Origin of the sequence: Nitratireductor sp. XY-223, assembly GCF_004959855.1 — a bacterium.
In the GTDB taxonomy this organism is placed as follows: domain Bacteria; phylum Pseudomonadota; class Alphaproteobacteria; order Rhizobiales; family Rhizobiaceae; genus Hoeflea_A.
Window position 1 is genome coordinate 529,348 of the sequence record NZ_SPNT01000003.1, and the last position, 23,766, is coordinate 553,113.

Genomic DNA, 23,766 nt, shown 5'->3' on the forward strand with positions numbered 1-23,766 from the left:
GAGCCTTCTTTGGGCCCCGGCGAAAGCCGGGGCCTAAGACTATTTCCCCATGCTTGCTTTTGTTATTCGACGTCTTGTTCAGTCGGTGGTGGTGATGCTGGTTGTCAGCCTCATCGCCTTCGTCATGTTCCGCTTTGTCGGCGATCCTGTTGACCAGATGGTCGGCCTTGAAACCACCCTGGAGGAACGCGCCAAGCTGCGCGAGCAACTCGGCCTCAACGATCCGCTGCCGGTGCAGTTCTGGAACTTCGTTTCCAAGGCGGCGCAGGGCGATCTCGGGATTTCCTACCAGTTCAAGCGCCCGGTCGCCGTGCTGCTTAGCGAACGCCTTCCGGCGACGCTGGAACTATCCTTTGTTTCCGCGCTTTTCGCTTTGCTGGCCGGCATACCCATGGGTGTCTACACGGCCTTGCGCCGCGAGAGCTTCCTGTCGAAACTGTTTCTGACGGTGTCGCTGATCGGCATTTCGCTGCCGACCTTTCTGATCGGCATTCTGCTGATCTTCATTTTCTCGGTGAACCTGCAATGGCTTCCGAGCTTCGGCCGCGGCCAGGTGGTCGATCTCGGTTGGTGGACGACCGGATTCCTGACGGTCTCCGGCCTCAAAGCACTGATCCTGCCGTCGATCACACTCGGTCTTTTCCAGATGACGCTCATCATGCGCCTCGTGCGCTCCGAGATGCTCGAAGTGCTACGCACCGACTACATCAAGTTCGCGCGGGCCCGCGGGCTCAAGGACCGCGCCATCCATTTCGGTCACGCGCTGAAGAACACGCTCATCCCGGTCATTACCATCACCGGTCTGCAGCTCGGATCCATCATCGCCTTCGCCATCATCACCGAGACGGTTTTCCAGTGGCCGGGCATGGGTCTTTTGTTCCTGCAAGCGGTGCAGAACGTCGATATTCCGATCATGTCCGCCTATCTGCTGCTGATCGCCTTCCTGTTCGTCGCCATCAACCTGATCGTCGACCTGCTTTATGTCGTCGTCGATCCGCGCATCCGCATCGGAGGGGCTGAGGCATGAGCACGGAAACACAGGAAATGGCACGTCCCGGTTTTCTGGCCCGTGCACTCGACTCCGACATCTGGCACTCGTTCAAGCGTTCCAGGATCACCATCGTCGCGGCGATCGTGACGCTGTTCATCTTCCTGAGCGCCCTGTTCGCGCCGCTGATCGCGCCGCACAACCCGTTCGATCTCGCGACGCTCTCACTGCTCGATTCTCTGACGCCGCCGGCCTGGGAGGAGGGAGGCGATCCGCGCTTCCTGCTCGGCACCGACGACCAGGGACGCGGCATCCTGTCGACCATCCTTTACGGGTCGCGCATCTCGCTGGCGGTCGGCTTCGCATCCGTGGTCTTTGCGGCCATTCTCGGCATATCGCTTGGGCTGCTGGCCGGCTATGCGGGCGGTCGCACGGATTCGATCATCATGCGCATCGCCGACGTGCAGCTGACCTTTCCGGCCATCCTGATCGCGCTGCTGATCGACGGCTCGGTGCGCAGTGTGCTCGGCGGCATCGACCGCGAACAATCGGCGTTCTACGTGCTGGTGGTGTCCATCGGTCTGTCCTTCTGGGTGCAGTACGCGCGAACGGTCCGCTCTTCGACGCTGGTCGAGAAAAACAAGGAATACGTCCAGGCCGCGCGTCTGATCGGGCTGCACCCGATCAAGATCATGGCCCGGCATGTCCTGCCGAACGTGATGGGGCCGGTGCTGGTGATCGCCACGATCAACCTGGCGCTCGCCATCATTACCGAGGCAACCCTGTCGTTCCTCGGCGTCGGCATACCGCCGACCCAGCCGTCGCTCGGGACCATGATCCGCATCGGCAACGACTTCCTGTTCTCCGGCGAATGGTGGATCACCATTTTCCCAGGCATCACGCTCGCCATCCTCGTGCTGGCCGTCAATCTCCTTGGCGACTGGCTGCGCGATGCGCTCAATCCGCGGCTGAGGTGATCCCATGAGTGACGCTCTCCTTTCGGTCCGCGATCTCGTGGTCGAGTTCCCGACCCGCAAGGGTATCCTCACCGCCGTCGACAGCGTGAGCTTCGACATCGGCCGCGGCGAAGTCCTCGGTGTTGTGGGCGAATCCGGCGCCGGAAAATCCATGACAGGCTCGGCCATCATCGGTCTTATCGAACCGCCCGGACACATTGCCGGCGGATCGATCGAGCTCGCCGGCGAGCGCATCGACAATCTGCCGCTGGAGGCGATGCGCAAGGTGCGGGGCAAGCGCATCGGCATGGTCTTCCAGGATCCGCTGACATCGCTCAATCCGCTCTATACGATCGCCGAGCAGCTGATCGAGACCATTCGCACGCATCTGAAGCTCAGCGAGCGCGATGCACGCGAACGGGCGATCGGCCTTTTGGACGAGGTCGGCATTCCCGCGGCCTCGCGGCGCATTGACGACTATCCGCACCAGTTCTCCGGCGGAATGCGACAGCGTGTCGTCATTGCGCTGGCGCTGTGCGCCGAGCCGGAACTGGTGATTGCGGACGAGCCGACGACGGCGCTCGACGTGTCGGTGCAGTCGCAGATCATCGACGTGCTGAAGAACATGTGCGCCGAGCACGGCAGTTCGGTGATGCTGATCACCCACGACATGGGCGTGATCGCCGAGGCCGCCGACCGCGTCGCGGTCATGTATGCCGGCCGCCTGGCGGAGATCGGCCCTGTGCGCGACGTCATTCAGGATGCCCGCCACCCCTATACGAAGGGGCTGATGGGATCGATCCCGACTCTGATGCACGATTCCGACAGGCTGACGCAGATACCGGGTTCCATGCCCCGCCTGACGGATATTCCGCCCGGTTGCGCATTCAGCCCGCGTTGTCCGAAGGCCTTTGACCGCTGCTTCAGCGTGCAGCCCGCCTGTGAGAGGCACGAGGACCGTGAAGTTGCCTGCCTGCTCTATGACGAAGGAGGCCGGCCATGACCGAAGCCCTGGTCAATGTCGAACACCTCAGCCGCGTCTTCGACGTCTCCAAGCCCTGGCTGAACCGCGTTCTCGAGCGTGACGAGAAGAAGTTTCTCGTCGCCGTCAACGACGTGACATTCGAGATACGGAAGGGTGAGACCTTCGCGCTTGTCGGCGAATCCGGCTCCGGCAAGTCGACCATTGCAAAGCTCATCGTCGGCCTCATCAGGCCGAGCGGCGGGCAGATCAGTTTCGACGGCAAGAACGTCGCGACACAGGGCAGCTCCTCGATGCGCCAGCTCAGGAGCCGCTTCCAGATGATCTTCCAGGATCCGTTCGCCAGCCTCAATCCGCGCTGGCGTGTCAAGGACATCATTGCCGAGCCGATCCGCACCTTCGGCCTGGAGGGCGAGGCGGCGCGCTGGCAAACCCGTGTCGACGAACTGCTGGAAACCGTGGGCCTGTCATCCGGCGACGGGGCGAAATATCCGCACGAGTTTTCCGGCGGCCAGCGCCAGCGTATCGCCATCGCGCGCGCCCTGTCGGCGCAGCCCGAATTCATAGTCTGCGACGAGCCGACGTCGGCGCTCGATGTCTCCGTCCAGGCGCAGATCCTCAACCTGATGCGCGATCTGCAGGACGAGTTCGGACTGACCTATCTTTTCATCAGCCACGACCTTTCCGTGGTGCGGCACATGGCGACCCGCATCGGCGTGCTTTACCTCGGCCGCCTCGTCGAAGTCGCGGAAGGCAAGACGCTGTTCAAGGATCCGCAGCATCCCTACACCAAGATGCTGCTCGATGCGGTTCCGGACCTGGAGATGACCGGACGCGCCCGCAAGCCTGTCGAGGGCGAGATCCCCAATCCGATCGATCCGCCGTCCGGCTGCGCTTTCCATCCGCGTTGTGCGCTCGCCAACGATCGGTGCCTGAGCGAGAAGCCGGAACTCAAGCTTCACGGAACGACGGAAACCGCCTGTTTCGCGGTCGACGAGGGCCGTGTCTGATCCGTTGTCGGTGTCTTATGCGTAGGGATTTGGTTTGGGCGGCGGACGATAAGCACCGTTTGCTGCCTTAATGGCCTGTGCGTGTTCCTGCCCCCAATCGCATAGCGACTTGTAGAACGGGTGCAGCGACCGACCCAGTTCGGTCACCTCATATTCGACCCGCGGCGGCACTTCCTCGTGATAGGTGCGGTGTACAAGACCGTCGCGCTCCATTTCCCGCAATCTGAGCGTCAGCATGCGTTGCGTGATATCGGGCAGTTGCCGCCGCAGTTCCGAAAAGCGCTGCCGCCCGCCGAACACCAGGCAGAACATAATCGCCGGCTTCCATTTCGCGCCGATGACTTTCATCAGTGTCTCGACCTGGTCGACGAGTTCGCGGCCGCGTTCATCCATGTCACACCCGGTATACTTTTTGTGCCTGATTGACTTTTTATACCGCCCATCCGTTGAATTGGCGACACCGATTGCTGTCCGAGGGAGAAGCGCATGACCGAAGCGCGAATTGTCCACACCGACCGCTGGGGCGATATCATCGACCGGCCGGCGGGCGGTTGCGTCGAAATCCGCTGGTTCGACACCACTTCCGCGATGGCGGGCGACGATTTCAACACCTTCCTGTCCGTCTATGCCGGTCACGTCGAACAATGCGGCCGGGCGTGCGGGCTCGTCGATGCCGTCCAGTTCCGCATGGACATGGCGAAGATGAACATGGGCTGGCGGGACGAGAATATCATCCCGCGCTACAACGCCGCCGGTATGCGCAAATTCGCTTTCATAATGCCGGGCGGCATGCCGGCCATTGGCGCACCGCCCGCCAACGAGGGACCGGCCGACTTCCCGACAGGCTATTTCGGCACGCGGGCCGACGCGCTTGGATGGTTGAAAGGCTAGTGTTACGGCGAATGCGACAGACGCTCAGATTTCCGGCGCGCTGCTGTCGCAGCAATCCGTGCCTTCCTGAACCGGCGGGCAGGGGACCGTCGCGTAGGAGCAGAAGACGCAACAATCGCCTTCCCTGGGACTGAGCAGGACGCCGCAGCCCTTGCAGTCGTAGAACCATTGGCAGGCGTCCGTCGGCATGATCTCGCGCGAGACATGTCCGCACTGCGGGCACGTAATTTCTGATTCGAGGATCGGTTTGGTTCCAGTCATTGTCCTACATGAGACCGATCAGAAAGTTGTTTATGCGCGTTTCGTTCATCAGGACGATCCATGCAACGAACGTGATCGCCGTTCCGGTTGCCAGCGTGCCGTAGACGGTGCGACTGGCATGACGCCTGATTGCCACGAACCAGGCGAGTGCGACCAGCAAGGCCGCGGCCGCAGCGATATAGTATCCGGCGGCGGCAATGCCCCCGATAACGGCAACCCAACTGCCTCCGAGGCCGATCATAATCAATATCAGCGGCAAGACACAGCAGGCGGCGGTGATCAGTGCGATGATCGATCCCCAAAGCCCGGTTTTTGCAAGTCCCATGCCTTCCAATTCGCTCAAGCTCCTGATGGTGATTTGGGTCTGTCGACAGTGTATACAAGCTGTAGCGACTACAGGATCAAGGACCATCGAAATGCATTCCATCGGCAAGGCCTCGGAATTAAGCGGAGTCCATATCGAGACCATTCGCTATTATGAGCGCGAGGGCGTGTTGCCAAAGGCGGAAAGAACCGAAAGTGGCCGGCGCATTTACAGCGACGATGACATCGCGCGCATGAGATTTGTCAGGCATTGCCGGGAGTACGGATTTCCCATTCGCGACACCCGAACCCTGCTTTCACTTACAAAGTCGGATACGCCGTGTGGCAGTGCGCAGGTAATCGCCCGGGAATATCTCAATTCGGTTCGCCAGAAAATTGCTGATTTGTCGGTTCTGGAGCAGGAACTCGACCTGCTGATTTCAAAATGTCATCCCGACGATGCGCAGTGTGCACTTTTGCAAGAGCTCTACGGGCGCGAACCATCGACCGTAATTTAGCCGATCGTCAGCCCGTCCCGTTTGCTCTCTTCGTCCGGTTCGACATGGATCGTGATGTTCGATCCGGGGATCGCCTCGGCAAGCGCTGCCTCGACACGATTGCAGATCGCGTGCGAGTCCGCAACGCTCATCCGGCCATCGACAACCAGGTGGAACTCGATGAAGGAGACGTGCCCGGCGCTGCGTGTCTTTATGTCGTGAACCTCCAACGCCCCGGTGGCGCTTGCAAGGATGGTCTGCCGTATCCGTTCGGTCTCCGTCTCGTCGAGCGCGCTGTCCATCAGCCCATCCACCGATGACCGGATCACCTTCCAGCCCTCCAGAAGGACGTTGATGCCGATACCAATGGCGATCAGCGAATCCAGGAACAGCCAGCCTGTGGCGAGAACCAGGCCGAGCCCGACGATCACCCCGGCCGATGTGACGACATCCACCATGATATGCCGGCCATCGGCGGAAAGGGCCGGCGATCGGGAGCGGCGACCTTCGCGGATCAGGCGCCAGGCCCAGAGCCCGTTGATGACCGCCGCGAGGCCGTTGACGGCCATCCCGGATGCCGGCTCATTGAGAGCATGCGGATTTGCCAGTGCCGAAACGGCTTCGGTGAAGATGAGAAGGGCGGCCACGACGATCAGCACACCGGCAACAACGGCCGAGAAATACTCGGCCTTGTAGTGCCCGAAGGGGTGTCGCTTGTCGGCCGGGACGTGGCTGATGCGGATGGCGAGCCAGGCGAGGGACGCCGTGACGACGTTGATGACCGATTCCAGCGCGTCGGAAAACAGCGCAACGGAGCCGGTAATCCACCAGGCGAGGGTCTTGAGGATCAGCACCAGACCTGCGACCGCGATGGACCAACCGGCGAGATTGGTTATGCGGTTTTTGCTGCTCACAATCGTCCGGCCGTTTGCTTTGTTCCAGTGGTGTCGGCGGCAAGCTATGTCACGGCTTTGACATTCATTGCAAGCACCGCCGCCTCATTGCTCCGCCGAAACACCGTGCGCTTTGCGGCTGTCGTCCGGCGCCTGCGCACGGTCGTTCATGCCGTAGTCGCGGATCACGCCGGCGATGCGCAACCGGTAATCGCGGAAGATCTCCGTGCGGCCCTTGTTTTGTGCAGAACGGTGGGCCGCGCGATTGCGCCAGTCCCTGAGTGCCTCCTCGTCGCGGAAAAACGACAGCGACAGGATCTTGTTCTCGTCCGTCAGGCTCTGGAAACGTTCGATCGAAATGAACCCGTCTATCTTCTCCAGCTCGGGACGGAGAGCGGCGGCGATGTCGAGATACTCCTCACGCCGCTCCAGATGCGGTTCGACTTCGAAGATGACTGCGATCATGGGTTCACCATCGGGCTGTGCGGCGCTGAGGCCAGTTTGAGAAATGTCCTGTCCTCGCGCAACAGGAATTTCTCCTTCATCGCGAAAGCGTAGTTTTCTCTGCCGAGCGGGTCGCCGGCCAGCCGGCCGCGATAGGTCTCGTAAGCGGCCAGGCTTTCGATGTTATAGATGCCGTAGGCGAGGGTGGCAGACCCCTCATGCGGCGCGAAATAGCCAATCAAGTCCGCGCCGCATCGCGGAATGGCCTGGCCCCAGTTGCGGGCATATTCCTCGAACTGCGGTTTTTTTGTCGGGTCGATATGGTATCGGATGAAACAGGTGATCATGACGGGCCTCCTTTCACCCATCATCCCACATTGCATTGCTGGAATGCTTCGACTATGGTCGAACTATGAAAGAAGGTCCGGACATTGCCATGATCGGCGCGCTTATCGGTGATCCCGCGCGCGCCAACATGCTGACAGCGCTGATGAGCGGCAAGGCGCTGACCGCAAGCGAGCTTGCCGCGGAGGCGGGAATAACGCCGCAAACCGCGAGCTCTCATCTGTCGAAACTGGAGGCGGCCAACCTGACGCGCCAGCGCAAGCAGGGAAGGCACCGCTATATCTCGCTCGCAAACGATGATGTCGGGGGCGTACTGGAGGCTCTGATGGGGCTGGCGGCAAAATGCGGCCATGTCCGCGCCAGAACCGGCCCCAGGGATCCGGCGCTGCGCAGGGCGCGCGTCTGCTACAATCACCTGGCCGGCGAACTGGGTGTCAGGCTGCATGATAGCCTGAAGGCCAACGGCTTCGTTCGCGAGGAGGGGGAGGACATCGATCTCACCGACCGGGGTGCCGCCTTCGTCCGGGAATTCGGCATCGACCTTGATGCGCTTTCCACGCTGCGCCGGCCGCTTTGCCTGTCCTGTCTCGACTGGAGCGCGCGCCGGACCCATCTTGCCGGCTCCCTCGGCACGGCACTGCTCGACCGCATCTATACACTCGGCTGGGCGAGGCGGGAGGAGAATTCACGCGTGATTTCCTTCAACCGCAAGGGCGAGCAGGATTTTCTCAAGACATTTGCGGTCTAGTGGCCGAAAGCGAACCTGGAGGAAGCAGATGACCGAACGTCCCCTCTGGCAGTTGGGTGCCTGCGAACTTGCCGAAGCGATCGCCGCGGGCGAGGTTTCGGCCAGCGAGGCGGTGACCGCGGCGGTCGAGCGCATGCGGAAACGCAACGGTGCGGTCAACGCCGTGGTGGACGAATTCGGCGACGAGGCCATTGCCGAAGCCGAGGCGATGGATGCGCGGATGCGGCGCTCGGGCCCGGTCGGCCCGCTGAATGGCGTGCCGGTGACGATCAAGGAAAATGTCGACCAGGCGGGCAAGGCGACACCGAACGGCGTCACCGCGTTGAAGGACGTTGTCGCACCCGCCGACTCGCCCGTCGTGACGAATTTCAAGAAGGCGGGCGCCATTGTCATCGGACGCACCAACACGCCGGAGTTCTCCTTCCGGGTGACAACGGTCAACGAACTGCACGGCCGCACGTTCAATCCATGGAACGACTGGGCCACCGCCGGCGGCTCTTCCGGCGGTGCGGCAGCGGCGGTCATGTCCGGCATGGGCGCGTTGGCCCACGGCAACGACATCGCCGGATCGTTGCGCTTTCCGCCGGCCGCGACCGGCGCGACATCGGTGAAACCCAGCCTCGGGCGCGTGCCGGCCTACAATCCCTCCGCGCCCGCGGAACGTGGGCTGCTGGCGCAGCTGATGTCCGTTCAGGGCGTGATTGCCCGGGAAGTCCGCGATGTTCGCCTCGCCATGCGCGAACTCGTACGGCCGCGGCCGCAGGATCCGTGGATGGTGCCGCTGCCCTTCGACGGCACGCCGCTCGACGGGCCGGTCAACGTGGCATTCACGAAGAACACTTTCGAGTTCGACCTCGATCCGGCGGTCGAGACGGCGCTCGATACGGCGCGCGACGCGCTCGCGGACGCCGGCTACCAGATCGTCGAGACGGAACCGCCGCTGGTGCGCGAGATCGCCCGCGAAGCGGGCAAGTGTCTGTTCGGCGAGGTCAGGAAGCTGATGGGCAAGGATATCGAGACCTACGGAAGCGCGACGATAAACGCGATCTTCAGGGATTACTTCGAATATTTCGGCGCCTATGAGGGCGAAGATCTCCTGCGCGGCCTCGCCAAGCGCACCCATTATGCCCGCGAATGGTCACTCTTCCTTGAGGAATACCCGCTGGTGCTCACACCGTTCCTGCCGCATCCGACCTACGCATGGGACTGCGACACCGGGGGCGTGGAGGGCGTGACCGATGCGCTCGGCTCCTCGGTTTACGGCTACTCCATGAACTTTATGGGACTGCCGGCCGGAAACGTGCCGGCGAACTACAATGACGGGCTGCCGGTCGGCGTTCAGATCGTCGGCCGCCGCTTCCGCGAGGATCTCATTCTGGACGCCTGTGAGGCTGTTGAACAGCGGGTCGGCATCATGGCCGAACGGCTGTTCGAGCGCGGCTAGCCGGTTCTCTATCGCGCGATGGCGTCGATATCCGGATGCCGCCACGCCGTGCGGATAAGCACCAGTGCCAGCAGTGCCGCGGCGATGCAGATATAAAACGGCAGGCGCAGGTCAACGGCCATGAGCAGCCCGCCGATCAGGGAAAAGACACCGGCCGCAAGTGTGAAGGCCGCGGTCGTAATGCCCATGACCCAGCCCTGTTCTTCATCCGAAACGCTTGCTGAAAACAGCCCCAGCAGCGCCGGGTAGGCGATACCGAACCCGAAATAGAACGTGGCAATGAAGACGTAGCTAAGCGCCGGCACCGGAGTGAGAACAAAGAGGGCGCCGCTCAATGCCATTGTGCAGGTGACCGTGGTGATCACCGGCAGCTTTCCGAAGCGCCCCAACACAGGCGAGACAAGGAATGTGCTCGACGTCGCCAATGCCGCTCCAAGGACCATCATCGCCATGTTCGTGCCGAACAGGCCGATCTGGAACTCGCTGCTCAGGTAATTGTCCATAAAGACGTAGAACAGCACATTGGCGGACATGAAGCTGAGGAACACGGTGTAAAGACGCATCACGACCGGCTTTTCGCGAATGCGGACCAACTGCGTGAACACCTCGAGCGGTCTGATCTCCAGTTTCTCGCGCTTCGTCTTGACGTCCTTGTAGGTGAATTGCACGAGCAGGATTGTGACGAGCACCAGGACGAACGCGCCGTAGAACGGCATCTTGATGCTTGCGAAGCTTCCCAAAATGGCCGGATCGGAAAGAACGCCGCCGATGATCGGCCCGCCGACGAGGCCGGCGCTGATGCCGGTGACGATGTAGCCCATGTTGCGCGCTTTTTCCTCGTCGGTCCGGCTGGCGTCAATCATTGCCGCCTGCGCGATCGGCTGGTTGCCGGCGGTGAAACCGGTGATGCCACGGCCCAGGATCAGAAGCCAAAGGCTGTCGGCGAACAGTGAAAAAATGGTGATCGCATAACCGATCAGCGCCCCGAACAGGCAGATCATGATGGCGGGCTTGCGGCCGATCGTATCGGAGAGCTTTGCGACATAGACGCCGCCGAAGAACCAGCACAGGAAGAAGATGCCGATGACAAGGCCGTAGTCGAAGTGGCGCGTCGCATCCGAGGATGAGACCGGAAGAAAGGTCAGTTTCGGATCCATCACCAGTTCATTGATGATCGGAAAGACCAGCCCCTGGCCGATCAGGTCGACAAACACGACGGCAAGCAGGGCGAACTTTGCGACGGGTGACATGACGATCCCTCGTTGTTTTGCCGGCAATGTTAGCAGAGTCTCGCGACAAGCTCGAAAAGAATGAGACCGCCGAAGGCCGCTGAGAACCTGACCGTTGCCTCTGGGACGCGGTGGACGGACCCCCGAAATATTTAACACTGTAAGCAAGTTTGATCCGCCACCACCGGCAATAACCACATCCGTGCCTATTTCTCGGGCCACCCTTGGTCTCGTGGGGCATGCCGTGGGAACACATTGTTGGGAGTAAGACCGTGGCCAATGGTAGCGAACTGGCTTTGATACTCGAGGGCGGCAAGGACGCCCAGATACAGCACAGCGACAATCTTCGTGAGCAGTTGGAGCGAATCGGCCTGCTGGAAATGTCGGCAGTCGCGGCTCCGGCGCTGGCCGCCGCCGTCGGCTCTGCCTGTGCAGTGGTGTTCTATTCCTCCAACCATTCGCAGGTCGGTGCCGGAATCGGTGATCTGGCGATTATTCTCGCGTGGTTTTTTGCCGCCATCTTGCTGTGTGTGATGGTCCCGGGCCTGTCCTGGCTTCGTCAGTATCTGCACGCGCACGCGCTGTTCGAGCAGACGGTCGACTTCGAAGAGCCGTTCATCCACGACAGCGCAAGATCCCGTTTCCTGTCCCAGTGGGGGCGGATCTGCATGGTCGCTTCCGTCGTCGCGATCTTCGGCTCCTACGCGGCCCTGACCGCGGGCGGCTTTGCGTTTCTTGAGATTATGCGCTGACACTTCAGACCCTTAAGCGCCGGTCATCCCTGTCGTTTTGCGCGATGGCGACGCTTTAAGTATGTTGCAATATGCAGATTGTAGAATCCTGTATCAGACGGGATTCGCAACGCACCGGCTAACGCCGATTGCAGCAGGGGGTGACCAAATTGCGCAAGGCCTATCCGCCGATCGAGCCGTATAATTCGGGCATGCTCGACGTCGGCAACGGACACGAAATCTACTGGGAATTGTGCGGCAACCCGGCCGGGAAGCCGGCAATATTCCTGCACGGCGGACCGGGTGCCGGCTGCACGGAAGACCACCGGCGCCTCTTTGATCCGGATCGCTACCGGGTCCTGCTGTTCGACCAGCGGGGCTGCGGCCGCTCGACGCCGCACGCCAGTCTTGATTCCAACACCACCTGGCATGTCGTCGACGACATAGAGTCGCTGCGCATGAAATTCGAGGTCGACCGCTGGCTTGTTCTGGGCGGCTCCTGGGGAAGCGCGCTGGCTCTTGCCTATGCCGAGACCTATCCCGAGCGCGTTTCCGAACTGGTTCTGCGCGGTATCTTCACCGCCAGGCGGTCGGAATTGCTCTGGCTGTACCAGGACGGCGCCTCCTGGCTCTTTCCGGACAAGTGGCAACGCTTTGTCGATCCCATTCCGGAAGAGGAGCGCGGCGATCTCATTGCCGCCTACCACAAGCGCCTGACCGGCACCGATGAGGAGGCACGCATCGAGGCCGCACGGGCCTGGAGCCTTTGGGAAGGCGAGACGATCCGGCTGATGCCGGACAAGAAACTAAGCGAGTTGCACGGATCGGACGAGTTTGCCCTCGCCATCGCTCGCATCGAGAACCACTATTTCATCAACAAGGGCTTCTTCAAGGATGCCCAGATCCTGCGCGACGCGCACAGGATCAAGGACATTCCGGGCGTGATCGTCCAGGGGCGCTACGATGTCGTGACCCCGGCGCGGACCGCCTGGGATCTGCACCGGGCCTGGCCGGAGGCCGATCTGCAGTTGGTGGACGGAGCAGGGCACGCCTACAACGAACCGGGCATCTTGCACCAGACCATCCTCGCGACAGACCGGTTCGCCGATCAGACCACCTGATCGGCCCGGGCCTGATCCGCGAAGAGATTGAGTGCCGCATATTGCAACAGCATGATGGTCTTGTCGTCCTGGATGCGCCCGTCGCAGATCATCGCATAAGCCTCATCGAAATCGCGTTCGAGCACCTCGATATCTTCGCCTTCGCCGACAAGGCCGCCTCCGGCTGACACGCGGTCGCGGGGCGCGTAGGGCGCGACGTAACAGTGGATCTTCTGGCTGACGGCGCCGGGGCTCATGAACGCCTCGAACACTTTCCTGAGCTCGCCGATGCGATAGCCGGTTTCTTCCTCGGTCTCGACGCGAATGCGCTCCTCCGGCGATGCACCGTCGAGCAAGCCGGCGGGCGTTTCGATCATCAGGTCGTCATATCCTTCGCGATAGGCCGCATAGCGCAACTGGCGGACCAGGATGACCGTGCGCCGGTCCGGATCGTAAAGGAGGATGGTCGCACCGTGTCCGCAATCGAAGACCTCGCGCGTCAGAACCTGCCAGTTTCCGTCGCGCCGCCTGTGCTCGAATGTCGTTCGGGTCAGGCGGGACCAGCCCTCGTGTAGGATCTCCGTGCCGTGCAGCCGCAAATTGTCTGTGATTGTCATGGTCGGATCGATCCCGCTTTGATACCCAAGACGTGGGACGGCATGAGTGACCACAGCCGGTGGCCCGAGTCAATTGCCGGCAAACAATGTTTCCCGCGGCAACAAGGCGGTCGAAATCCGATGCACAGCCTTCGCCAATTCCTTGGAAAATGTCGTCGGGTTTTGCTTCATGATGGCCGCGGCGGTACCGCCGAAGACCGGCTGAAATTTTTCCGAAAAATCTTATCGCTTTTCGGATCAATGGCATAAGCCGTTGCGGCGGATTCTTATCCCCTGAGTTATCCACTGTGGAATACTTCGACTCGACAGATCTGGCGTTTTCGGCGCAATATGTACGCGTTGGGTCCGGACAATTCCTGACCGCCGATTGGGAGACAATTGATCGGATCGCCCAACATCCTGTGAACGGCCCGGCCAGGAACGTTTCCAACGCCCCGACCGGAAAACCGTGAGGCACACAGGGCGCTGTGAAAGCGAATGCATGTGCGATAACAGCACGCGGTTAGCGGACCTTCCGGTCTGTGGACCGCACCGGCCAGAAGCTTCATTTAATGGGGCAGTTGGCCAGCGGACGCGGCAGTTGACGCAGGGTTCGCGAGAGGCCTAACGGTCAACGCGAACAACTGATTGACTAACGCGCTCGAACAGGGGGGCGCTGGCTGTGGCCAGCGTCTTTCCTTTTGTGCGCAGCGAAATTCTCCAAACGACCTGACCCGTTTACCCGCAGGGCTTCGCTGCGCATCGAATTTCGGCGCCGCGTGACGTCCCGCCGGCTAACGCCGCCAACCACCCAACCGCAATGTCGTTATCAGAAGCGGTCCGCCCGGAACGGGTGAATATCGATCGACGGGTCTTCGCCTTCGACGAGATCGGTTACCAGCATGGCCGTTCCGGCAGACTGTGTCAGGCCCAGATGCCCGTGGCCGAAGGCGTAAATGACGTTGTCGCTCTTTCTGGACGGCGAAATCACCGGAAGCGTATCGGGCAGGGACGGTCTGAAACCCATCCATTGGGTGCCGCCTTCGGTAACAAGGTCCGGCAGGAACGACTTGGCTTTCGCCAGCAAAACGTCGGCGCGCTGGAAATTCGGCGGTGCGGACAGACCGCCAAGTTCGACGGCCCCGCCGACGCGTATGCCCGAACTCAGTCTCGAGACAACAAAACCGTGGGCGCCGAAGGTCAGTTGCGTGCGCAGGTCAAACTCTCCGTTGGGAAGCGTTGTGTTATAGCCGCGCTCCGTTTCAAGCGGAATGCGCTCACCGAGCGTCTGGGCCAGCTTGTGCGACCACGCGCCGGCGCAAATCACGACCTTGTCGGCGGCGAACTCCCTGCCATCCGCGCATCGGACGCTGGCTCCGTCGTTCCGCGGAAAGATAGCGACGGCTTCGCCGATCTCGATGCGGCCGCCGCGATTGTCGAAGATGTCGGCAATGGTCAGCGCATATTCCAGGGGATCGGAAATGGAGTACCATTCCGGTGTGAAGGTGGCAGAAACAAAGCGCCTGTCGAGGCCCGGCTGGTATTCCGAAATGGCGTAGGATCCGTGCACATGCTCGAACGGGATGTCGCAGCGTTCGCGCGCATCCCAGTAGGGCAGGGATGCCTCGAACTCTGCCCGGCTCTCATAGACCTGCAGGTTGCCGTCGCGTCGAAGCATGCTGCCGGTTCCCGTCTTTCTCAGGAACGGCAACAGGGCGTGTTTTGAAAGGTTCATCAGGTCGGTCTGTGCGAAGATCCCGCTTTCGACACGCTCTGGGCGGCAGGCGCGCCAGAAGCGCAACATCCACGGCAGGAGCCTGAATGCGTAGCGTGGCGGAACCGACAGCGGGCCGAGCGGATCCAGCAGCCAGCGCGGCGCCTTGCGCATGATCCCCGGCGTCGCCAGCGGGATGATGTCCGAAAAGGCAAAGGCGCCGGCATTGCCGCGCGAGGCCTCGGCCGCCGGACCCTTGCGGTCCAGAAGCAGAACGGAATAGCCCTTTAACTGAAGAGAGAAAGCCGCAGACAGTCCCACGATACCAGCGCCGACAACAATAACATCCGGCCGGCTGTCGCCTGAAAATTCCATAATTCGCCCAGTTACCCCCGGCCTCCGCGCTCCGTCGCGGAAGTCGGCGCAATATTCTCCCTCCCCGCGTCAAAAATGCGGCAAAGTCGGGCGGCTTTCAATTGCTAGTTTTATTGTGCGTTCAACATTTGCCCGGTGTTCTCCCGACAGCGGCTGGCGCGGCAGTCGCACACGGTCGTTCGAGTTGGTTTCGATGACCTCGGCGAGCTTGATCTGCTGAACCAGGAATGTCGACACATCGAGATCGAGCAGGGGGCGGAACCAGCGATAGATCTCGAGCGCCTCCCTGTAACGCTGCCGGCGCACCAACTCATAGATGGCCACGGTTTCCCTTGGAAACGCCACGACGAGGCCGGCAATCCAGCCGACGGCGCCGGCGGTCAGGGCCTCGTAGGCCAGGTTGTCGACACCGGTGAAGACGGCAAAGCGATCGCCGAGCCGATTGAAGATCTCCGTCGTCCGGCGGATATCGTCGGAACTTTCCTTGATTGCCGCGAACCGCGCGTCGTCCGCCAGTTCCTCCATCATGTCGGGCGTCACGTCGACCCGGTATCCGACCCGGTTCGAGTAGATCATGACCGGCAGATCGGCTGCCTCGGCGATTGCCCGCAGGTTTGCGATCGTTTCGGACCGGCTCGTGTGATAGATCGGAGAGGGAACGATCATCACGCCGTCCGCACCGGCGGATGCGGCCTCTTTTGCCAGCGCGCAGGCCTCGCGCGTTCCGGGTTCCGAGATGGTCAAAAGGGCCGGCTTGTCTGCCGTTGCCCGCTTGCAAAGGCGCAGGACCTCCAGGCGTTCCTCCTGTGACAACATATTGCCTTCACCGAGCGTTCCGCACGCCACAAGCCCGTGACAGCCGGCCTCCATCTGGTAGGCGAAGCACCGCTCCATCTCCGCATGATCAAGACTGCCGTCTTCCTTGAATTTCGTCGTAACCGCCGGAATGACTCCCTGCCACATGGTAATCCCCATCTTTGCTGGCGAAACGTTGCCGGGCCGTTCAGGCTGCACCGGCGATCATTTGATTGTGCCGATTCCCGGCTCCTTGCCCAGTGCAACCGGCCGGACCGTTTGCCGTAAAACACGTCCCAATGGCATTCTCATTACCAAGATTGGATCCAATATTCAATATTCAAAATTGAAGAACTGTGTTATGGTCAGTAAGACCAAGGGTGCTGAAAAGGCGGAATTGAAATGCGGAAAAACCATTAAAATGAACGTCTTGATAGTTGAAACGGGAGAATCGGCTTGAAGCTTCGGGCTGTGGATATCGGCAAGACCACCTCGGCGGCATCGATCATTTTCGATTCGCTCAGGCAGGCGATTATCGAAGGCGAGCTGAATGACGGCGACCCTTTGCGCCAGGACGAAATCGCGACGCTGTTCAACACCAGCCGCATTCCGGTGCGTGAGGCGCTGACGCGCCTGGAGCAGCAGGGTCTGGTTGAAAGCCGTCGTTATCGGGGCTCGGTGGTTGCCGGATTGTCGGCGGAAGAGGCCGCTGAGATATTCGACTTCCGCAGCCTGCTGGAAGGCGAGGTCATCGCGGCGTCCGTGCCGAAAATGACATCAGCTTCCCTGCTTGAGGCGCGCCAGCACTGCCAGGATTTCATGGACAGCGACGATCCGCTTGAATGGGGGGAACTCAACCGCCGTCTGCACTATGCCCTCTACAGGGACAGCGGGCTGACGTACCATCTCAAGGTCATCGACAACGCGCTTGACCGCGTCGAGCGATATTTGCGCGCACAGCTATTGATGACGGATGGTCTGGACCTGGCGAACCGGGAACACCTCGCAATCCTGTCGGCCTGCGAATCCGGCGACGCTGCCTTGGCCGCAGAGCGCACGCGCCAGCACATTCAGGGCGCCAAGCACACGCTGATCGATTTCCTGGAAAAGAACAAAGGCCAGCAGTCGCGAATCTGACCGCGCGGCCCTTGCGTATGACGGCCTACTGCAAGACCTCGCCGGCCTCCAGCAGCGCGTTCCGGCAACGGGGCGAGAGGCGTTGCGCATGGACCTTCAGGCAGAACAGGACGTTGCCCTGACCGACCGGCAGGTTCGGACAAAGGACGCGGTAGTCGCGGGCGCAGGACCGCGCGGCGAGCCGCATCTCCTGGCGCAGCGACATCGTGTGCCCGCCGGATGCCGGTGCCTGGGCGGCGGATGTCGCCGGTGCGCTCGCTTCAGCCTTCGGTGCTTCTGCCGCAGCCTTGGCGTCGCCAGCGGCAGCTTCGGTGCCGCTGCTAGCCGGTGCAGCGGCCGTGGTTGTCGCGGACGCGCCGGATCCTGATCCATGATCGACGGCTTCCACCGCCGATTTGCATGCCGGCGACAATTTGTCCTCATGCTGCTCGAGGCAGATCAGCGCGTCCATGCCACCGGTCGGAACGCTTGAGCAATTGGCCCGGTAATCGGCAACACAACTTGATCGGATGGCCTGCTGCTGCGCAGGCGTGGGCGCTTGCGCCAAGGCGGACGTGGCGGCCACGGTTCCGGCCAATGTCATCGTCAACAGCAATATCGTGCGCATTCGGTCCTCTCCCTTGTACGGCTGGCGGATATGCAGCCTCTGCGTGCGATACTTCCAGCCTTTTGCGGCGTGACTTTGGCGGTTGCTGTAATAAACAATATTTCCCAAGTACCTTTGAAATATGCGGTGTTTCGCACCGGTTATTCAGCCGGTTCCCGCAATTCTCGCATCGCGATGTAAAAATGGTCCGCGGCGGCCCTGTCGGTTTCGATGCGGTCCGCCAGGCGCTGAAAGAGCAGAGCGCAGAAGGGATCGCTGCTGTTGCGGGTGAGCCGGACGGTGCGTTTGTCGCGGTAGCTTCCGACCAGGTTGCCCTCAAGGACAATTCCGGTCACTGAAAATCCGTAGTCGTGAATGCCGGTCTCGCCCTCCAGCAGCGCCGTGCCGGTGCACAGGGCGATCTCCGTATCACCGATGGCAACGGGCAATTCCTCAAAGAAATATTCGGTATCGAGCATCTGACAGACCGAAACGGTTCGTGGATGTGACGCGTCTTTGGCACCGCGGGACGATGGCGGCCGGGTCCGGATCACACACTGAATGGAAGATGGTTCAATATACCGATTTTGGCGTATTCCAGGCAATGCCAATTGGCGTCCGCTACTGCAGTTTGAGGCGCGTTTCGGAGGGCAATTCGTCGAATTGCTGCTTGTAGAATCCGGAAAAGCGGCTCCAGTTCCAGAACCCGCTGCGGGCAGCAAGGTCACCGATCGAACAGTGCTTGTGAGACTTGGAAAGCAGCATCCTGCGGACCCGGTTCAGCCGGACGGTGCGCAGATAGCGCGTCGGGCTCATGTCCGTGTGCCGTGAAAAGGCCTTTTGGATGGTTCGCGCGCTGCAGCCAAGCTGCGAGCGCAACATCGCATAGTCGATCTCTCCGTCGGGCTGTTCGAGTAGCAGCGTCCGTGCGCGCTCGAACAGTGCGGACCTGTCGGCCATGGCCGGGCGGGCCCATGAGGCGATGGCCTGGTGAAGCGAAAGCTGCGCCAGGACCGCCGACATGAGGTGGCGACCGATCGGAACATTGTCCGGCATCGGGCCATTTTCAAAGCCGGCAGCCAGGCCGGTGCGAAGTATGCGCAGTGCGCTGATGCGCAGACTGTCCGCAACGGAAGGCGCGACCTGGACCGAAACGTCGGCGCCGGTCGACGCAAACGGGTCCTGCAGATCCTCCGCGCCGCTCCATTCGCGAATGCGGTTCCTTTCCAGACAGATTGCCAGGATCGTCGATCCGGCAGGGCTGAACATATTGAGTTCCGCACCCGGCGGAGTGAGCAGCATGCCGGACCGGTCCAGCGCTTCGCCGTTGACCATGAACGATCGCTCGCTGTCAACAACAAGACCGATGTTGACCGTGTCTTTCGGACAGCCGATGCGCTGTTCCAGCGCCTGATTGGCCGTTTCCAGATGAAGGGAGATCCCGTTGTCCAGAAAGGCCGAAACGAAGCGGCCGCTGAAGGCGCCGAACGAAAGCTGGCAGTAGTCCTGGTCGTGCCCGCTGAGCTGCTCGGATTGCGCGTCGAAATCGTCAAACCGCTGGTCGGTGACGGCAAGCGGTATTTCGTTTTCGGTGCAATCTTGAGTGTAACCCACTGGCAATGCGTCCTTTTTTGACTGCTGCCCCGGCTTGCCTCCGTCGCTTGGCGGATAACGCTGCCGGTGGCATGGGATTATAATAACGCCGACGACAGGGAGGCAATACGGAGGAAATGATGGACAGGCGTGGATTTCTGAAGAGCGCCGCCGCGGGCGCGGCGCTGGTAACGGTATCGGGTGTCGGCAAAGCAAGGGCGCAGGCGGGCTCCGCCACCGCCTACGTGTTCGTGCACGGTTCCTGGCACGGCGGCTGGTGCTGGGGACAGGTCGAGCCGATCCTCAACGACGCGGGACACATGACGGTGGCCATCGATCTGCCCGGCCATGGCCTGAATGCGAGACTTCCGGGAACATTCGGAGGCCGGCCGCTCGATGCCGCGGCATTCGCAACCGAACCGTCGCCGCTCGCGGGTATCGGCATCGGCGAATACGCGGCCGCCGTGGTTGCAGGTGCCGAGAGGGCAAGGGCGGCCGGGGCCGAGAAAGTCATAGCCGTCGGTCATTCCATGGGAGGCGTTCCGATCACCTTCGCGGCCGCCGGCTCACCCCAGCTGTTCGACGGACTTGCCTAAATCGCCGCGCTCGCCCCGGTGCCCGGCAAACCGGCCGGCGCCTATCTTCAACTGGAAGATCAGCAAAAGAACAGCAAACTGGGTCCGGCGATCGTGGCCGACCCGGCGGTTATCGGGGCCTTGCGGATCGACACGCGGTCGACCGATCCCGAATATCTCGCCCTCCTGAAGGAGGCGCTGGCGGCCGATGTCGACGACGGCCTTCTGGCCACCGTCATGCACCTCCTGACGCCGGACGCACCGGTATCGATCTATGGCGATGCGGCCGAGTTCGCCGACGGTTTCGCCGGTATCAAGAGGACCTATATCCGCTGCACGCAGGACCAGACGGTGGTGCCGAGCACCGGCGCGGCGATCGTTGCGGACATGAATGCCGCCTGGCCGTCGCAACAGACGGACTTGGTGGACATCGAGGCGTCCCACGAAGTGATGTTCTCGAAACCCGCCGAACTGGCAAACATCCTCGCCGGGCTTGCCTGACGCGTGCCAAGCGCTGGCGCCGTCCTAGGAGGGCGGCGCCAGGTGCCCGCTTTTGACATAAAGCAGACAACCCTCATCCGAATAGGGTGCGTGCTCCGAGAGATGCGGGTTCCTGATCCAGCTTCCGGCCGGATACGCGCCATGTTCATCCTGGAGCGTTCCCTCAAGGACCAGAACCTCCTCACCACCCGGGTGCTGGTGCAGGGCCGCACTGGTGCCCGGTTCGAAACGCCAAAGCGAGACGGTCTCGTTCGCGGTCTGGTGAAGCGGCAACACCGAGATGCCGTCCACCGGGCCGGGCTGGAACGGCGCACTCTTCGTGTCGATGTGCTTTTGATCCTGGTCGTCGTCATCGAACTGGTGCAGCTTGACGAATATCGTGCAGCCATCTTCCGTATGCGGCTTGTGGCTCGTGCCGATGGGATTGCGCACGTAGCTTCCCGCAGCAAAGTCGCCGCTCTCGTCGGAAAACACGCCGTCGAGAACCAAAAACTCCTCGCCGCCGCCATGGGTATGCGCGTCGAAATAGGAATTGGGCGCAAAGCGGACGATCGTCGTGGCTCTTGCCACTTCTTCGCCGATGCGGTCGAGCATCATACGGTCAACGCCATTCGCCGGCGAATGCACCCATTCGTAGTCCTCGGGCCGCACCACCGCGCGGCTTGAAAAATCGTCGCGTACGCGCATTCGCATCTCCCGTTGTTGTCCGCTCACGCAATCGGCGGGCAGGAACCTCAATCTCGTCGTTGCAACCAATCACTTAGCGGATGCCGTCTGCAGGTCAATCGTGCCGGCTCGCCGGCCGGGAATGCCCAAGAGACTTTCAGTTTGTATCGGCGACCGCCGGGTCACGCCTGGAATCAGCGCCGCGCGTAGCGAAAAGGGTGAGCAGCGCGCAAAAGGCGCAGCCGGCGCTGACGAAAACCACCGTCCGGTAGTCGAAGCCGGTGGCGACAAACCCCATCGATATGCCGCCGATGGCGCCGCCGAGAAACAGGCTGTTGACATACATCGATGTCGCCCGGCCTGTCCGGCCGCCGGCAAAACTCTGGACGAATGTGATGCCCACGCCGGCGAAGAGGCCGTAATAGAGGCCCTCGAAGGCGGCAATGGCGATCATTTGCGGCACCGTTCTGATCTCGGATATCGCAAGAAAGGTCGCGACGGCGATGATGGCTGCAATATACAGCACGTTTCTTTCGCCGATGCGCTTGGCGAGCAGACCCGCCGCAAAGATCGCCGGCACCTCGACAAAACACTTGGTGGAGAACGAGAGGCCGGGCGCATAGTAGGGCAGGCCCACCTCCTGAACGAAAAACAGGGGCATGGCCATGATGTATAGCGAGTTCGTCAGGGAGAAGAACACGCAGGCCGCCGCCGCGACCAGTAACAGCCGGTCGGAACCGAGACCGCCCTTTTCGGTCTTTGCCTGACGGGGCGGGGACAGGAAATCCTTCGGAACGGCGAAGTGCCAGACGACGAGCCAGAGGCAACCGAGCGCCGCCGAGACAAGAAATGTAGTCCGAAATCCCCACACACCGATCACCGTGAACGAAAGCGCCGGGCCGATCATCCAGGCGAGAGAGGCGGCGATCCGCAGCCACGAATTGAAGATCGTCGTATCGAGTCCGGCCTTTTCGGCATGCAGGCGACCATAGGTGAAGGTGGTCGACAGCGCGGCGTTCGACAGGCCGAGGAACAGCGCGCCTCCGGATATGAGCAATACATAGGACTGGATCAGGGCGAGGCCCGTTGTTCCCACCAGGAAACACAGGATGGAGACGAGCAACAGCCGCGCGATATTTGTTCCGCGATCGATGCGTTCGCCGAATATCCGGTTAACCAGCATGGTCAGCGCGATGACGATCCCGGAGTAAAGGCTGACATGCCAGGGTTCCCGGCCCAGCCCCTCGACGATGAAGAGGCTCATCATCGGCACCAGCGACGACGCGCTCAGGCCGCCGATGAACACGAGCGCCAAAATCAGCGATGATTGCCGGTCCGGCCGGACTGCCATTCGCACGGCTGAATGTCTCCAGGCGTCTGGAATTGTCGGTATTCAATGGGCGCCGAATCCGCGCTGCAAGCAGAGCGTGTACGGGCCATAACGCGCCGGGCCGGCGTTGGTCAAGGCTTCCTCACGCACGCGCAATCTCCGTCAGGGGCTTCAGCGCCGCCGGACGGGGTCACTGATAGACATCCATTGCCCGCAACAGGTCCCTGAGCAGGGGCTCGCGCTGGTCAACGTCCTTGCGGGTGTTTATGTCGATGGTCAGAGCGAAAACGAAGCGCGCGTTGTTCCTCTCAACCCATCCGACCCACCACCCGATCTGCGGATCGGCAGAGGTGCTCCAGCCGGATTTTCCGAAAAGCGCAGCCGTTCCGTTCCGTTCAATCAGAAGCATGTCGCGAACCTTGGCCTGGTTCTTCGCGGATGCCGGCAATTCGCCCGCCGTCAGCGCAGCGACGAATTTCACCTGCTCGCGTGGACTGATCGCGAGCGGTCCGCGCAGCCAGAACGCTTCGGCATTGTTCCCGGTCTCGCGGTTTCCGTAATCGAGCTGGGCAAGCCATTCCGCATAGGCCTCGGCGCCGATTCGGTTGGCCAGTTCCTGGAACACCGGCACGTTCGAGACCCGGATGGCATCGCGCATGGGCATGTCCCGTTCCCATGCCTTCACCGGCTGCGGCTTGCCGCCATAGGGGATGATCTCGTTTTCATCCCGAACGGCACCGGTTTCGAGTGCGATCAGGCTGTTTGCAATCTTGAACGTCGAGGCGGGGAATCTGCGCCTTTCGATCCGCGACGGGTTGACGGCATGCAGCGCGCCGGTAGCGGTATCCAGCAATACATACGCGCCCTCGATGTTTCGGCCGGCAAAAGACGCCGCCAGTTCCGGGTGATCGACGACCCTGTCCGCGGCGTTGCCGGACAGCGGCAGCACGATCACGGCCAGGATCAGCACGAAGAGGTGCAATGGCCTCATTTGTTTCAGTCTCCAGGTTCTTTTTGTCGGCTACGTATTGCAGGCAAATCGTGTCGAAAATTGACCGGCGAAACGCTTTCTTCGT

At 61.5% G+C, this 23,766-nt stretch carries 30 protein-coding genes; 14 read left to right on the forward strand and 16 right to left on the reverse strand.

The genetic code is table 11. The features are described from left to right. Positions 1-49: 49 nt before the first annotated feature. From E4M07_RS14095 to E4M07_RS14110, 4 genes are read left to right on the forward strand one after another with little or no spacing between them, the layout of a single operon-like run. Positions 50-1,027 (forward strand): ABC transporter permease, encoded by a 978-nt coding sequence (locus E4M07_RS14095; protein ID WP_136658979.1) that lies wholly within the window; start codon positions 50-52, stop codon positions 1,025-1,027. Further along, positions 1,024-1,965 (forward strand): ABC transporter permease, encoded by a 942-nt coding sequence (locus tag E4M07_RS14100; RefSeq protein WP_136658980.1) that lies wholly within the window; start codon positions 1,024-1,026, stop codon positions 1,963-1,965. Before E4M07_RS14095 ends, E4M07_RS14100 begins: the two co-directional genes overlap by 4 nt. 4 nt (positions 1,966-1,969) lie before the next feature. Further along, positions 1,970-2,947 (forward strand): ABC transporter ATP-binding protein, encoded by a 978-nt coding sequence (locus E4M07_RS14105; protein WP_136658981.1) that lies wholly within the window; start codon positions 1,970-1,972, stop codon positions 2,945-2,947. Continuing rightward, entirely contained in the window at positions 2,944-3,936 is a 993-nt protein-coding gene (locus E4M07_RS14110; RefSeq protein WP_136658982.1) for an oligopeptide/dipeptide ABC transporter ATP-binding protein, read from the forward strand. Before E4M07_RS14105 ends, E4M07_RS14110 begins: the two co-directional genes overlap by 4 nt. 15 nt (positions 3,937-3,951) lie before the next feature. Here the strand turns inward: E4M07_RS14110 and E4M07_RS14115 are convergent, their stop codons facing one another. Beyond that, entirely contained in the window at positions 3,952-4,329 is a 378-nt protein-coding gene (locus E4M07_RS14115) for a helix-turn-helix domain-containing protein (protein WP_136658983.1), read from the reverse strand. A 93-nt stretch (positions 4,330-4,422) separates the two neighbouring features. On the opposite strand from E4M07_RS14115, the gene E4M07_RS14120 reads away from it, so the two are divergent. Beyond that, on the forward strand, positions 4,423-4,827 hold the full coding sequence (locus E4M07_RS14120; RefSeq protein ID WP_136658984.1) for a hypothetical protein: 405 nt from the start codon (positions 4,423-4,425) through the stop codon (positions 4,825-4,827). A 24-nt stretch (positions 4,828-4,851) separates the two neighbouring features. Here E4M07_RS14120 and E4M07_RS14125 read toward each other — a convergent pair whose 3' ends face one another. Next, the gene (locus tag E4M07_RS14125) at positions 4,852-5,088 is read right to left on the reverse strand and encodes a GDCCVxC domain-containing (seleno)protein (protein ID WP_136658985.1); all 237 of its coding nucleotides are present in this window, start codon (positions 5,086-5,088) and stop codon (positions 4,852-4,854) included. A 4-nt stretch (positions 5,089-5,092) separates the two neighbouring features. Further along, the gene (locus tag E4M07_RS14130) at positions 5,093-5,431 is read right to left on the reverse strand and encodes a hypothetical protein (protein ID WP_206057256.1); all 339 of its coding nucleotides are present in this window, start codon (positions 5,429-5,431) and stop codon (positions 5,093-5,095) included. Positions 5,432-5,504: 73 nt separating this feature from the next. Here E4M07_RS14130 and E4M07_RS14135 point away from each other — a divergent pair, with 73 nt between their 5' ends. Continuing rightward, a complete protein-coding gene (locus E4M07_RS14135) occupies positions 5,505-5,909 on the forward strand; it encodes a MerR family transcriptional regulator (protein ID WP_136658986.1) in 405 nt (134 codons plus the stop codon). Here the strand turns inward: E4M07_RS14135 and E4M07_RS14140 are convergent. The 3 genes from E4M07_RS14140 to E4M07_RS14150 all read right to left on the reverse strand — a co-directional run bounded on the left by E4M07_RS14140 (position 5,906) and on the right by E4M07_RS14150 (position 7,572). Further along, a complete protein-coding gene (locus E4M07_RS14140) occupies positions 5,906-6,802 on the reverse strand; it encodes a cation diffusion facilitator family transporter (RefSeq protein WP_136658987.1) in 897 nt (298 codons plus the stop codon). The two genes, E4M07_RS14135 and E4M07_RS14140, sit on opposite strands and share 4 nt — an antisense overlap. An 84-nt stretch (positions 6,803-6,886) precedes the next feature. Next, positions 6,887-7,246 (reverse strand): antibiotic biosynthesis monooxygenase, encoded by a 360-nt coding sequence (locus tag E4M07_RS14145; protein WP_136658988.1) that lies wholly within the window; start codon positions 7,244-7,246, stop codon positions 6,887-6,889. Continuing rightward, positions 7,243-7,572, reverse strand: coding sequence for an NIPSNAP family protein (locus tag E4M07_RS14150; protein WP_136658989.1), 330 nt, complete (start codon positions 7,570-7,572; stop codon positions 7,243-7,245). The genes E4M07_RS14145 and E4M07_RS14150 overlap by 4 nt, the downstream gene beginning before the upstream one ends. 65 nt (positions 7,573-7,637) lie before the next feature. Here E4M07_RS14150 and E4M07_RS14155 point away from each other — a divergent pair, with 65 nt between their 5' ends. Both E4M07_RS14155 and E4M07_RS14160 read left to right on the forward strand, forming a co-directional pair. After that, positions 7,638-8,318 (forward strand): winged helix-turn-helix domain-containing protein, encoded by a 681-nt coding sequence (locus E4M07_RS14155; protein WP_136658990.1) that lies wholly within the window; start codon positions 7,638-7,640, stop codon positions 8,316-8,318. Between the two features lie 28 nt (positions 8,319-8,346). Continuing rightward, positions 8,347-9,762 (forward strand): amidase family protein, encoded by a 1,416-nt coding sequence (locus E4M07_RS14160; protein ID WP_136658991.1) that lies wholly within the window; start codon positions 8,347-8,349, stop codon positions 9,760-9,762. Positions 9,763-9,770: 8 nt separating this feature from the next. On the opposite strand, the gene E4M07_RS14165 is transcribed toward E4M07_RS14160, so the two are convergent. After that, positions 9,771-11,012: an MFS transporter gene (locus E4M07_RS14165; RefSeq protein ID WP_136658992.1), complete on the reverse strand. Its 1,242-nt coding sequence runs from the start codon at positions 11,010-11,012 to the stop codon at positions 9,771-9,773. Between the two features lie 251 nt (positions 11,013-11,263). Between E4M07_RS14165 and E4M07_RS14170 the strand changes: the two genes are divergently transcribed. Beyond that, entirely contained in the window at positions 11,264-11,743 is a 480-nt protein-coding gene (locus E4M07_RS14170; protein ID WP_136658993.1) for a hypothetical protein, read from the forward strand. Between the two features lie 140 nt (positions 11,744-11,883). Next, the gene (gene pip / locus E4M07_RS14175) at positions 11,884-12,843 is read left to right on the forward strand and encodes a prolyl aminopeptidase (RefSeq protein ID WP_281404981.1); all 960 of its coding nucleotides are present in this window, start codon (positions 11,884-11,886) and stop codon (positions 12,841-12,843) included. On the opposite strand, the gene E4M07_RS14180 is transcribed toward pip, so the two are convergent. The 3 genes from E4M07_RS14180 to E4M07_RS14190 all read right to left on the reverse strand — a co-directional run bounded on the left by E4M07_RS14180 (position 12,831) and on the right by E4M07_RS14190 (position 16,470). After that, entirely contained in the window at positions 12,831-13,439 is a 609-nt protein-coding gene (locus tag E4M07_RS14180; protein WP_136658994.1) for an NUDIX domain-containing protein, read from the reverse strand. The two genes, pip and E4M07_RS14180, sit on opposite strands and share 13 nt — an antisense overlap. Before the next feature lie 808 nt (positions 13,440-14,247). Then, positions 14,248-15,507 carry an FAD-binding oxidoreductase gene (locus tag E4M07_RS14185; protein WP_136658995.1) on the reverse strand — a complete coding sequence of 420 codons (1,260 nt, stop codon included), beginning with the start codon at positions 15,505-15,507 and terminating at the stop codon, positions 14,248-14,250. A 69-nt stretch (positions 15,508-15,576) separates the two neighbouring features. Next, positions 15,577-16,470: a dihydrodipicolinate synthase family protein gene (locus E4M07_RS14190; protein WP_136658996.1), complete on the reverse strand. Its 894-nt coding sequence runs from the start codon at positions 16,468-16,470 to the stop codon at positions 15,577-15,579. Here E4M07_RS14190 and E4M07_RS14195 point away from each other — a divergent pair. Next, entirely contained in the window at positions 16,469-16,762 is a 294-nt protein-coding gene (locus E4M07_RS14195) for a hypothetical protein (RefSeq protein ID WP_136658997.1), read from the forward strand. The genes E4M07_RS14190 and E4M07_RS14195 overlap by 2 nt on opposite strands. Next, positions 16,759-17,439, forward strand: a complete 681-nt coding sequence (locus E4M07_RS14200) for a GntR family transcriptional regulator (RefSeq protein ID WP_136658998.1) — start codon at positions 16,759-16,761, stop codon at positions 17,437-17,439. The genes E4M07_RS14195 and E4M07_RS14200 overlap by 4 nt, the downstream gene beginning before the upstream one ends. Before the next feature lie 25 nt (positions 17,440-17,464). Here E4M07_RS14200 and E4M07_RS14205 read toward each other — a convergent pair whose 3' ends face one another. The 3 genes from E4M07_RS14205 to E4M07_RS14215 all read right to left on the reverse strand — a co-directional run bounded on the left by E4M07_RS14205 (position 17,465) and on the right by E4M07_RS14215 (position 19,639). Then, positions 17,465-18,046 carry a hypothetical protein gene (locus tag E4M07_RS14205; protein WP_136658999.1) on the reverse strand — a complete coding sequence of 194 codons (582 nt, stop codon included), beginning with the start codon at positions 18,044-18,046 and terminating at the stop codon, positions 17,465-17,467. Between the two features lie 140 nt (positions 18,047-18,186). Beyond that, positions 18,187-18,504, reverse strand: coding sequence for a hypothetical protein (locus E4M07_RS14210; RefSeq protein WP_136659000.1), 318 nt, complete (start codon positions 18,502-18,504; stop codon positions 18,187-18,189). Between the two features lie 142 nt (positions 18,505-18,646). Further along, the gene (locus E4M07_RS14215; protein ID WP_136659001.1) at positions 18,647-19,639 is read right to left on the reverse strand and encodes a helix-turn-helix domain-containing protein; all 993 of its coding nucleotides are present in this window, start codon (positions 19,637-19,639) and stop codon (positions 18,647-18,649) included. A gap of 119 nt (positions 19,640-19,758) precedes the next feature. Between E4M07_RS14215 and E4M07_RS14220 the strand changes: the two genes are divergently transcribed. Together E4M07_RS14220 and E4M07_RS14225 are read left to right on the forward strand one after the other, a co-directional pair. Next, positions 19,759-20,214 (forward strand): alpha/beta fold hydrolase, encoded by a 456-nt coding sequence (locus E4M07_RS14220; RefSeq protein ID WP_169054234.1) that lies wholly within the window; start codon positions 19,759-19,761, stop codon positions 20,212-20,214. A gap of 18 nt (positions 20,215-20,232) precedes the next feature. Continuing rightward, complete coding sequence (locus E4M07_RS14225) at positions 20,233-20,694, forward strand: hypothetical protein (RefSeq protein ID WP_136659002.1); 462 nt, start codon at positions 20,233-20,235, stop codon at positions 20,692-20,694. A 24-nt stretch (positions 20,695-20,718) separates the two neighbouring features. Here the strand turns inward: E4M07_RS14225 and E4M07_RS14230 are convergent, their stop codons facing one another. From E4M07_RS14230 to blaOXA, 3 genes are all read right to left on the reverse strand, one after another. Then, a complete protein-coding gene (locus tag E4M07_RS14230; protein WP_206057257.1) occupies positions 20,719-21,381 on the reverse strand; it encodes a cupin domain-containing protein in 663 nt (220 codons plus the stop codon). A gap of 136 nt (positions 21,382-21,517) precedes the next feature. Next, positions 21,518-22,711 (reverse strand): MFS transporter, encoded by a 1,194-nt coding sequence (locus E4M07_RS14235; RefSeq protein ID WP_246660469.1) that lies wholly within the window; start codon positions 22,709-22,711, stop codon positions 21,518-21,520. Between the two features lie 169 nt (positions 22,712-22,880). Further along, positions 22,881-23,681: a class D beta-lactamase gene (blaOXA, locus tag E4M07_RS14240; RefSeq protein WP_136659005.1), complete on the reverse strand. Its 801-nt coding sequence runs from the start codon at positions 23,679-23,681 to the stop codon at positions 22,881-22,883. Between the last annotated feature and the right edge of the window lie 85 nt (positions 23,682-23,766).